Origin of the sequence: Treponema socranskii subsp. socranskii VPI DR56BR1116 = ATCC 35536, assembly GCF_000468115.1 — a bacterium.
In the GTDB taxonomy this organism is placed as follows: Bacteria; Spirochaetota; Spirochaetia; order Treponematales; family Treponemataceae; genus Treponema_D; species Treponema_D socranskii.
In genome coordinates, this window is the sequence record NZ_AVQI01000044.1 from 1 (window position 1) to 10,232 (window position 10,232).

At 52.5% G+C, this 10,232-nt stretch carries 10 protein-coding genes; 3 read left to right on the forward strand and 7 right to left on the reverse strand.

From position 1 onward, the window contains the following. Window positions 1-297: 297 nt before the first annotated feature. The 7 genes from HMPREF0860_RS06005 to argC form a co-directional block, all read right to left on the reverse strand. On the reverse strand, window positions 298-1,005 hold the full coding sequence (locus HMPREF0860_RS06005) for an SAM-dependent methyltransferase (protein WP_021329556.1): 708 nt from the start codon (window positions 1,003-1,005) through the stop codon (window positions 298-300). Between the two features lie 19 nt (window positions 1,006-1,024). Continuing rightward, the gene (locus HMPREF0860_RS06010; protein ID WP_021495596.1) at window positions 1,025-2,350 is read right to left on the reverse strand and encodes a DUF763 domain-containing protein; all 1,326 of its coding nucleotides are present in this window, start codon (window positions 2,348-2,350) and stop codon (window positions 1,025-1,027) included. Continuing rightward, window positions 2,347-2,955, reverse strand: a complete 609-nt coding sequence (locus tag HMPREF0860_RS06015; protein WP_021329549.1) for a TetR/AcrR family transcriptional regulator — start codon at window positions 2,953-2,955, stop codon at window positions 2,347-2,349. The genes HMPREF0860_RS06010 and HMPREF0860_RS06015 overlap by 4 nt, the downstream gene beginning before the upstream one ends. Window positions 2,956-2,968: 13 nt before the next feature. Next, complete coding sequence (locus tag HMPREF0860_RS06020; protein WP_021329561.1) at window positions 2,969-4,150, reverse strand: THUMP domain-containing class I SAM-dependent RNA methyltransferase; 1,182 nt, start codon at window positions 4,148-4,150, stop codon at window positions 2,969-2,971. Between the two features lie 312 nt (window positions 4,151-4,462). After that, window positions 4,463-5,314 (reverse strand): patatin-like phospholipase family protein, encoded by an 852-nt coding sequence (locus HMPREF0860_RS06025; RefSeq protein WP_021329551.1) that lies wholly within the window; start codon window positions 5,312-5,314, stop codon window positions 4,463-4,465. Between the two features lie 27 nt (window positions 5,315-5,341). Beyond that, window positions 5,342-6,181, reverse strand: a complete 840-nt coding sequence (locus HMPREF0860_RS06030) for an arginyltransferase (RefSeq protein WP_021329560.1) — start codon at window positions 6,179-6,181, stop codon at window positions 5,342-5,344. A 2-nt stretch (window positions 6,182-6,183) separates the two neighbouring features. After that, complete coding sequence (gene argC / locus HMPREF0860_RS06035; RefSeq protein ID WP_021329557.1) at window positions 6,184-7,122, reverse strand: N-acetyl-gamma-glutamyl-phosphate reductase; 939 nt, start codon at window positions 7,120-7,122, stop codon at window positions 6,184-6,186. A gap of 140 nt (window positions 7,123-7,262) precedes the next feature. Between argC and HMPREF0860_RS06040 the strand changes: the two genes are divergently transcribed. The 3 genes from HMPREF0860_RS06040 to HMPREF0860_RS06050 form a co-directional block, all read left to right on the forward strand. Then, entirely contained in the window at window positions 7,263-8,876 is a 1,614-nt protein-coding gene (locus HMPREF0860_RS06040) for a CTP synthase (RefSeq protein WP_021329552.1), read from the forward strand. Beyond that, a complete protein-coding gene (lptC, locus tag HMPREF0860_RS06045; protein ID WP_021329553.1) occupies window positions 8,873-9,457 on the forward strand; it encodes an LPS export ABC transporter periplasmic protein LptC in 585 nt (194 codons plus the stop codon). The genes HMPREF0860_RS06040 and lptC overlap by 4 nt, the downstream gene beginning before the upstream one ends. After that, window positions 9,438-10,232, forward strand: a 795-nt coding sequence (locus tag HMPREF0860_RS06050) for an LptA/OstA family protein (protein WP_021495597.1), incomplete at its 3' end; no start/stop codon positions are given. The genes lptC and HMPREF0860_RS06050, both read left to right, overlap by 20 nt.

The window sequence follows — 10,232 nt, forward strand, 5'->3', positions numbered from 1 at the left end:
CCCCCCCCCCGAAAACCGGAGTATAGTCCCGAGCAGAAACGGGAAAATGCCGCTGCCGCTTTTCTAAAAGCATAAAGGCAGTCCAAGGGGCCGAAGCTTTGAAAATCCTCTGCGGGATGCATCAAGGTTTCGTGTTATGGCAGTTGTAATTTTGTTAATTAATAAACATATTGAATTGTTGCCGGTCTTTAAAAAAGCAAACCGCAAAGCATCGTAATTTAAATCTAAGGAAAGCTTCGAAACACTGAAGTTTTTCTAAACTTCTATGCCGCCGAAAAAATCGCCGCGGAAATCGTTCTACACATACAGCAAAAAGATTGCCGGTATTTTATTAATTTCGGGAAGCGGCGACTTTTTCCATTCGGAAACGGACTTTGTGCGGATGTATTCTTCTCTGCAAGTAATGCCCGCCGCTATGCACAGTTTCGTTTCGCCTTTAAGCGATGAGAGGAGCGACGAAAGAAGCTGCATATTGCGGTACGGCGCTTCGATAAAAAGCTGCGTCTGTTTTTCTTTGTAAACGCGGCTTTCAAGCTGCTTGATCCTCTGTGCGCGCGCATCGGGTTTTGCCGGGAGATATCCGTTGAATGCGAAGTTCTGTCCGTTAAAACCGCTTGCCATAAGTGCCATGATGATCGAAGAAGGGCCTGCAAGCGGCGTGACGCGGAAGCCTTTTTTGTGTGCGAGCGCGACGATTGCGGCGCCCGGATCGGCAACTGCGGGGCAGCCCGCTTCCGAAATGACGCCGGTTGCAAAGCCCGCTTTAAGCGGCGCGAGGAACGGCTCGATTTTCGTCACATCGGTGTGTTCGTCGAGCACAAAAAACGTGAGTTCGTCTATGTCGATCGAAGCGTCGATTTTTTTGAGAAAGCGCCGTGCGCTCCGTACGTTTTCCACGATAAAATATTTTATCGCCGAGATAATGCTCCGGTTGTATTCCGGTATAACGCGCTCGGTGTCGGTGTCACCGAGTGTCGTCGGAATAAGATATAACGCCGTTTCCATAATCGTAATCCTCCGATTATTACACTTGACGGCCGTCCCACGATTTCGAATGCGCTTTTTCATACGCGACTGCTTTATCAAAGTCGGCTTCAGGCGAACAAAATCGTTCGATCTGCAGCTGTGTCGCATACAGCCGTCGCAGGCATTCGGTTTTATCGGTGTCGCCGAGTTTCGATTTTTCGATGCCGTCGCCGAGTACGCGGATCGTTTCATCGTAAATCCTGCACGGCACGGGAAAGGGATGCCCGTCTTTTCCTCCGTGTGCAAACGAAAATCGCGCGGGATCGGTAAAACGCGACGGCGTTCCGTATACGATTTCGCTTACGAGCGCAAGCGACTGCAGCGTGCGCGGCCCGAGACCGGGAGTGAGTAAAAGCGATTCGAAATCTTCCGGAGGGCTTTCGTATGATAGCGCGAGCACGGCGCCGAGCCTTTTTAAATCGATGTCTTCGGCGCGTACGTCGTGATGCGTGCTCATCGTTATGGAGCGCGATGAGTGCGAAATGCGAGCCGTTTTTGCGACGTCGTTCGAGTGCGGGGCGGGCGAGGGGCAAACGGTTTCCGCAGCTTTGACTGCGTTTTCGGTGAGGCCGGGAAAAAGTTCAGGCTCTCTCGGCACGACGATTGCCGCAGAAGGGGATGCGATATGCGAGAGTTCACGCACGATACGGTCTGGATTTTCATGTGCGATTTCGACGATCGCAGCGCGCGTACTCTTTGCTGTCCGATCGGTGAGGTTTAAGATTTCGCCCCGCTTTTCTCCGACGACGCCCGTATGCGGTTCTTCGATAAAAGAGCGCAGCTTCGGCGAACACCAATGGTATCGCCTCGCCGTGCGCGAAGCGGCATTCATGCCCTGCTGCACGACCGCCCAATCGCCTTCGTCGGTTACAATAAAATTATGCTGATACAGCTGAAATCCGTCCTGGACGGCGTTGTTATCGACCTTTGCGCAAAGTTTGCTTGCGCGTACGAGCGAGGTACCGTCGAGTCCTGCGGCATCGGATAAAAATAATAATTCGTTCGGTGTATTGCGCGAATATTTTCCGCGTCCGCCGCACACACAGATGCCGAGTTCCCGTCCGCGTTCGTTCAGTCCGCGCTTGAGTGCATACATGACGCTCGTTGTTATGCCCGACGAATGCCAGTCCATGCCGAGTACCGCACCGAACGACTGAAACCACATCGGATCGCTCAATCGCACGAGCACTTCCCGTTTGCCGTAATTTTGAATGATCGATTCGACAATCAGCGTTCCGAGATTTTTCATGCGCTCGGCGAGCCACGTCGGAACCGTGCCCCGATGCAGCGGTAAATCCGCGCATCCCGTATGCCGTGCGTTCAAGCGCGGCTCCGCTTTGCGATGATGCCGTCGACGGCAAAATTGAGTATGTCGCGTATGTCGCCGATGTTTTCCTGTGCGAGGACGGCGAGGCGGAAGATTGCGGATTCGATCAAACCGTAAAACATATCGTTTACGACTTTGACGTTTATCTTTTTGAATTCACCCGATTTCGCGCCGCGGATGAGCAGCGTCGTCATGATGTGCCGTAATTTGATGACTCGACGCATAACGCGCTTCCGCGGATCGACGCCCGATTTTTGCAGCTGTATCAAATACAAAAGCAAAACACTGAACAGCTTTTTATTTTCTCCGATTGCATCGACGATACTCATGAGCATTTTGCGAAAACAGTTTTCCGTGTTGAACGACGTATTGTTGACGATCTGCATGATCGTCGTTTCGATTCCCGATACGAGCTGCTTGATGCTCCATAAAAAAATCTCGCGCTTGTTTTTAAAATAGATGTACAGCGTCGTCCGCGTAATACCGCATCGGTCGGCGATCTTTTGAAAGGTGACGTCTTCGTAGCCTTCTTCGACGAAAACGTCGAGCGCTTTTTCGAGTATCTTTCGTTTACGTTTTTCGTGTTCGACGATGATCGCCATGAAAGCCCTCCGCCTACGCTTTTTCTTTTTTGCCTGAAGATCCGGAATACATATAAAAATGCGTATCGAGATTTCCGGATTTAAAACTTTTCAGTTTGTCCGCATAATGCCCCGAGCATTTTTGAAACTGCCTGCTCGCTGTGATGACGCCGATTTGCCAATTCGGAAAATTCGTCCACAGCGCACCCATCTTTTTATAGAGCGCTTCCGCTTCCGCCTCGTCTCCGAGCCGCTCGCCGTACGGAGGATTGCACAGCAAAAGTCCTTCATCGTACGGAGCCGCCAAGTCGATAAAATCCGACTGTATGAAATCGGGGCGCGGAATGCGGTTGTCTTTTCCGATGGACTGCAAAGCGCGGCCGGCCGCAACGCATGCGTGTTCGGCGTTCGCTTTTGCACGGTTTACCGCCTCTGCGTCGATATCGCTTCCGGTAACGCGCACTTCGACATCCGTTCTAATCCGTTCCGCTTCCTGCGCACGGATTTCGTCCGCGCGTTTTTTATTAAAAACGGCAAGGTGTTCGAGCGCAAAGCGCCTGCCTGTCCCCGGCGCGATATCGTGCGCAAAAAGCATCGCTTCGATCGCGATCGTTCCCGAACCGCAAAAGGGATCGTGCAGCGGCGTTCTTCTGCGCCACAGCATTTCCTGCAGCAGCACGGCGGCAACCGTTTCGCGAAGCGGCGCCGTCCCTCCTCCCGTGCGGTAACCGCGTTTGTACAGCGGCTCTCCCGAAAGATCGAGCAGGACGTTTACCTTATCGTTGTCGATATATACGCGCACATCCGCCGTCTCTCCCGATTCGGGGAGCGTCGTCATGCGCCACTTGTCGCCGAGTTTTTTGTAGATCGCTTTTTGCACCATGCTTTGGACCGTGTGTTCCGAGTTCAATTTCGAGTGATGCGAGCGCACTTTGTCCACGACGACGCGCACGTCCTTTTTTAATAAATCCTGCCAGTCGGCCGCATAAGTGCCGGCAAAAAGCGAATCGAAATCGGCTGCCTGAAAAGAAGCCGCCTGTAAATATATGCGGTCGGCCGTGCGGAGGCACAGGTTCGCGCGGAAAAGCGCATCGTCGTCTCCGGTAAAAAAAACGCGTCCGGGCGCGTTTCCCGCAAGCTTGTAGCCGAGATGTTTGATTTCATTGCCGAGTATTTTATCCGCGCCGACGGCGCAGAGCGCAACGAGGGTATTCATACGGATTTAAAAATAACATTTTTACGGATTTTGTGCAATTGTCGTATTTTGCGATTTTGCACGCCGAAAGCGCCGCCGACGGAAATTTTTAATAATTATTAATTTTTTTTAGGACGAAGCGGATCGGAAGATCCCGCCTTCCGCACTTCGGTAACCCTCATCCGCGCCCCGGCGCGGACGCTTCGCGGTGCTCCACGCGGGCGTAAGTCTTTCGTAAAAGCGGGCGGTATCGCGCGTTGGAGCAGGCATTGCCGTTTTTACCTTGTCGGTGCTTTTTATAAATGCGTGCGCCGTTACAGCGTATGCGCTCCGTTACCGCTTTCCGAAAAATTCCCGAATCTCATCGAGCCGATCGAGAGCGTCTTTTCGTCCGATGTCGTACAGCGCTTTGATTTTTGCACCGTCTTTTTCCGTACGCCCGACACCCGCGGTGTGCTTCGGACGGATGAGCAAAACCGACCCCGCTTTCGCCCTTCGTTCGATATCCGCGACTTCTTCGTTGTATACGATATGGCGCATTTCCATCGCACGGATGAGCGCGGGATATTTCCGCATTGCAATGCGCAGCGCGGGGAGCAGCGGATTTTTCCCTTTACGGTATCCTTCGGGCTGCGTCAAAATAACGATATTGCGCGTGTAGCCGAGCCGCTCGAAAGCGCGGAGCGGGATCGAATCGGCGATGCCTCCGTCGAGCATTTTACGACCGTCCGCGCATACGATGTTCGAAGCGAGCGGCATGGACGCCGACGCCTGCAGCCATTTCATTTCATCGCCCCGGAGCGTTTTGCACCGATGGTAAACGGGCTCCCCCGTTTCGACGTCGGTACACGTTACGTAAAACGCGGTCGGAGAAGATTCGAGCGCGTCGTTGTCGTAAGGATCGAGTTTTTCCGGCAGTTCGCGCCAGCAAAAATCCGCGTTGAATAGATCGCCCGTCCTAAGCCATGAGTGGAAACTCATATAGCGTTTGTCGCCGCAGTATTTCATCGTATAGCGGACGGATCGTCCGATTTGGTGCGACGCGTAACTTGCTCCGTGAACGGCTCCAGCCGATACGCCCAGCACTCCGTCGGCTTCGATGCCGTTTTCGCAAAACACGTCGAGCACGCCCGCCGCATAGATGCCGCGGTGTCCGCCGCCTTCGATTACGATTCCCGTTTTCATCTTTGTCCATCCTTTTCGTTATTCGGATTATGTAATCGGTTTCCACTCACCGTCGATCAGTAATTCGTGCGGCTTGAAATTCGATTTATACACCATCGACTTGCAGTCTTTAAGCCAATAGCCGAGATAGTACCGTTGCAGATGAAATGTTCGGCACAATTCGATTTCCCGCAATATGCTGTACGTGCCGATGCTTCTCTTTTTCGTTTCGTCCGACGTGTCGTAGTAAAAATAATTCGACGACAGGCTCGCTTTTCCCGTGTCGATGATGCCGACGCCGACGAGCTTTCCGCCGCACCTGTAATCCATATTTATCGTGCCGGAATAAAACGATTCGTACTTGCCGTCCTCCGCCGTGCAGCAGATGCCGTTCATATCGATAAGCGTTTTTTTCGCTTCGTCAAAACTTTTTTCAGAGGCGGGATTATGCCGCTTGTCATAAGTGCGGAAAAGCGCAACTTTTTCGTCGGTGACGAATTCGTCCGCTTTCGTCGTGAGCGTTACGGCAAGATCGCGGTTCTTTTCAAGTACGCGCCGCTGCGATTTCGACGGCTCGAACGCGTCCGGAAAAATTCTGATCGGAATACACGCTTTGCAATCGGGACAGTCGGCGCGGTATACGTACGATCCTGCCCGGCGGAAACCTTCGGCGAGGATGATGTCGAACAAAATTCGCTGACAGAGTGCGGGATCGTTTTCGGTGCGTACAGGCTCTTCATCGTGCAGCAGCATATCTGACGCTTCTTTCAGTGACGGAATACGGTAAATCGTTTCGTGCGACGTGCGGCCTTCAAAGTAACCGCAGTCGCCGGCATACAGATTGTTAAAAGCATCGCCCCGTTCGTCGGATCGGATATCGCCGGCCATCGTTACAGTCCCGTACCCTCGTCGATTCCCATCATGATATTCATACACTGCACCGCAGCTCCCGACGCTCCCTTGCCGAGATTGTCGAAGCGCGCGGAGATTACGATGCGTTCGTCGTTTCCGTACACGAATATCTGCATATCGTTCGTTCCCGAAAGCGTATTTGCCGCGATGAATCCGTTTTCGATCGTATCCTGCAGTTCCATAACCTTAATAAATTTTGAGCCCGCATAGCACGACGCAAACATCTCCCGCACGTCAAGGACGGAAACTTTTTTTGCAAGCAGCCGCACGTGCAGAGGTACGGTAACCGTCATACCCGAAAAATAATCGCATATATACGGAGTAAAGGCGGGCGGAAAATCCAAGCCGCTTATCTTTTGCATTTCCGGCAAATGCTTGTGATGCTGCGTGAGCGCGTAGAGGCGCGGGGAGTCGAGTTCTTCGGGGCGGTTTTCCGCTTCGTACTCGGCGATCGCTTTTTTGCCCGCGCCGCTGTAGCCTGAAACCGCGTGGCATACGACGGGATAATCGCGCCCCATGATGTGCGAAGAGATGAGCGGAAAGCAGATCGCGTTAAAGCCGCTCGCATAGCAGCCGGGAACCGCGACCCGTTTCGATCTTTCGATGCGGCGCCTGAAATCGCTTGAAAGTTCGGGAAAGCCGTAATCCCAGCCGGGTGCCGTACGGTGCGCAGTCGACGCGTCGATGATGCGTACGGCGGGATTCGTGCACAGATCTGCGGCTTCGACGGCAGCGGCGTCGGGGAGACATAAAAACGTAAAGTCGGAATTGTTTATTAATTTTTTTCGTTCGTCCGCGTCTTTTCTTTTGTCGTCGTCTATGCGCAGCATTTCGATGTCGCTTCGCTTTGCAAAGCGCTCGTATATCTTTAAGCCCGTCGTACCTTCTTGTCCGTCGATAAAGATCGTGTATGCCATACGTCTACTATAGTGCAGTAAAAAAAACTGTGCAAGGAAAGATGTCCGTGCCGTTGCCCGTACTCTGAATAAAGATCTGTTTAGGTGAAAGCGATTTTCCCGCTATTGACGAAGCGCAGAGTAAATGGGAAAATCGTATCATGAGCAAATATATACTCGTGACGAGCGGCGTGTGTTCCAGTCTCGGCAAAGGGGTGGCGTCTGCATCGCTCGGAAGTCTTCTTGAATGCAGCGGGCTTTCGATTTCCATGATAAAATGCGATCCGTACATCAACCTCGACGCAGGCAACATCAGTCCGTTTCAGCACGGCGAAGTATATGTTACCGAAGACGGCGCGGAAACCGATTTGGATTTGGGCAACTTTGCGCGTTTTACGAGTGTCAATGTTGCCGAAGATAACTGCATTACGATCGGAAAAATCTACAACCAAGTGATTCAAAACGAGCGCGCCGGCAGATACAACGGGCGCACGGTGCAGGTGATCCCGCACATCACCGATGAGATAAAACGCAATATCCTCTCCGTCGGCGAGCGCTCGGGTGCGGACGTCGTTATCGTTGAAATCGGCGGTACCGTCGGAGATATCGAATCGATTCCGTATCTCGAAGCCGCTCGACAACTCATTCACGAACTCGGAAAAAACGAAGTGTGTGCCATTCACATAACGCTCGTGCCTGCGATCATCGGCGGCGAATTGAAAACGAAGCCGACGCAGCATTCGGTGAAACAGCTGCAGGAAGCGGGTATCCAGCCGGATATCCTTTTGTGCCGCACTGCAAACGAACTCGATATGCCGCTCAGAAAAAAAATCGCGCTGTTCTGCAACGTTGCCCCCGATGCGGTTTTTTCTTCGGTCGACGTACAAAAATCGGTGTACGAGCTTCCGGTTATCTTTCACAAAGAAGGTTTCGACGCGCGGGTGCTCAAAAAACTCGCCCTCGTCGCCGAGCGCTGTAATATCCGCCCGTGGACGACATTCCTTGAAAAACTCAATACGAGCGGACCTGCCGTGTGCATCGCCGTCGTCGGCAAAAAAGATTATCTCGACGATTGCTATAAATCGGTGCGCGAATCGCTGTTTCATGCCGCGGTTACGCAATACGGCGCGGAGCTGAAACTCCGCAAAATCGACGCGGAAACGCTCGAAAGCTGCAAAAACGAAAAAGAGATAGCGGCAGCGTTCAAAGATGTCGACGGTATCGTCGTGCCCGCGAATTACGGGCAGCGCGGATTTCTCGGTCTCCTCGTTGCGGTAAAATATGCGCGCGAAAACGATATACCCTATCTGGGTATCGATTTGGGTATGCAGCTCATGGCGATCGAAACGGGACGTTCGCTGTGCGGCTGGGCGGATGCGGACAGCACGGAGTTTATACAAAACAGCACTCACGCGATCATCAGTTTGCCGGAAGAGCAGACGGGACTTTCGGCTGCCGGCACGATGAAGCTCGGCGCGGGAACCGTCCGTATTATTAAAGATACGAAGCTTGCGGGCATCTACAAAAAGCTCACAATCACCGAACGGCACCGCAACAAGTACACGTTCGATAAAAAATACACCGCCGATATGACCGAACACGGTCTCATCACGTCCGCGATTTCCGAACCGGACAGCAGTACCGAAGCGTTCGAATGGAAAGATCACAGGTGGGGCATCGGCGTGCAGTATCATCCCGAATTCGTTTCCCGACCGATGAAACCGCATCCGCTTTTCGTTTCGTTTATCGGGGCGGCGCTCGGTAAAAAACAATGACGCCGAACCTTTTTACGGCCGGTGCCGTTTTGTGCTGTTGGCTGTTTTTTTCGGCCGGCTGTTCGCTGAAATATTCCGACGGAAAAAAAAACGTCGAATCGGAAGTGCCCGAATTCGTTTTTGCAAACGCAGACTTTTCTCGGTGGGAAAAAAATAAAAAGACGCTTTCGATGCGCGCGCGGACGCTCGAACAGTATAAGGGCGGCAGCACCTATGCGGATTCGGTTTCGTTTACGGCCTATGCGGACGACGGGAGTGCCGAAACCGAGGGCTCGTGCGGATTGGTCGCATTCGATTCGAAGCAAAAAATCTATTCACTTTACGACGGGATCGAACTTACGAATGAACCGAGGGGCGTAACGATTTCGGCGGACGAACTGCGCTGGGACGGAAATACCGAACAGCTTACGAGCCGCCGCACCGATACGATCACGATGAAAAAAAACGGTACGGTCGTCCGCGGTTCGGGATTTTCCGCAAGCGGCGTAAGTAACTGTTTCGTATTTACCGGCGCCGTGTCGGGAACGGTCGAAACCGACGAAGATGCGGAGGAAGGCGGCGATGCGCAGAGCCGGCAGTAAAACACGTATAATCGTATTATTAATTTTATACGTTGTCGCTTCTATGCTCCCCGCGTGGTCAGAGCGTATTACGTTTTCCGCGAACAGCATGACGGGGACGGCCGGCAATTCATCCGATACGACAACTCTTTCGGGCAGCGCCTATGTGCTCACGTCGTCCATGGAAATCGCCGCCGATTCGATTACGATGAGCGGAAAAAATTTCCGCTACATCGAAGCCGACGGAAACATCACCGGAAAAAATATCGAAGCGAATATGGAATTCACGTGCGGGCGTCTTTCCTACGATCGCGAAACGAAGATCGCGACGCTGAAAGACAACGTACATCTTGCCGATACGGAAAACGGCGTATCGGTCGACGCGCAGCTTATCGAATACAATCAAAATACCGACATCGCGCGAATTCAAATCGGTATAACGATCAAACAAAAGGACAATGTCTGTTCGAGCGCGTATGCCGTATACCGCAAAAAAAATCAAATGCTCGAAATGAGCGGCAATTCGCAGATTACGCAGGGCGAAGACACGTTCCGCGCTCAGGAAATTACGCTGAATCTCGATACGCAGGAGATAAGGCTCGACGGCCGTGTCAAAGGTTCCGTCGTCGACGATAAAAGCGCCGATCAGGATACAGGTATAAAAAAGGATTCGGCGGCACGCGATGAAAGCGATCCGTCAAAGGACGATGGATCCGGCAAAGACGATGGATCCGGCAAAGACGATGGATCCGGTAAAAACGATGGATCCGGTAAAAACGATGGATCCGGTAAAAAC

Bases quoted from the DNA above. Each gene is read 5' to 3' on its own strand.
- HMPREF0860_RS06005 (WP_021329556.1), bottom strand. From the start codon at position 1,005: ATGGAAACGGCGTTATATCTTATTCCGACGACACTCGGTGACACCGAC.
- HMPREF0860_RS06030 (WP_021329560.1), bottom strand. From the start codon at position 6,181: ATGGCCGGCGATATCCGATCCGACGAACGGGGCGATGCTTTTAACAAT.
- HMPREF0860_RS06020 (WP_021329561.1), bottom strand. From the start codon at position 4,150: ATGAATACCCTCGTTGCGCTCTGCGCCGTCGGCGCGGATAAAATACTC.
- argC (WP_021329557.1), bottom strand. From the start codon at position 7,122: ATGGCATACACGATCTTTATCGACGGACAAGAAGGTACGACGGGCTTA.
- HMPREF0860_RS06015 (WP_021329549.1), bottom strand. From the start codon at position 2,955: ATGGCGATCATCGTCGAACACGAAAAACGTAAACGAAAGATACTCGAA.
- HMPREF0860_RS06040 (WP_021329552.1), top strand. From the start codon at position 7,263: ATGAGCAAATATATACTCGTGACGAGCGGCGTGTGTTCCAGTCTCGGC.
- HMPREF0860_RS06025 (WP_021329551.1), bottom strand. From the start codon at position 5,314: ATGAAAACGGGAATCGTAATCGAAGGCGGCGGACACCGCGGCATCTAT.
- lptC (WP_021329553.1), top strand. From the start codon at position 8,873: ATGACGCCGAACCTTTTTACGGCCGGTGCCGTTTTGTGCTGTTGGCTG.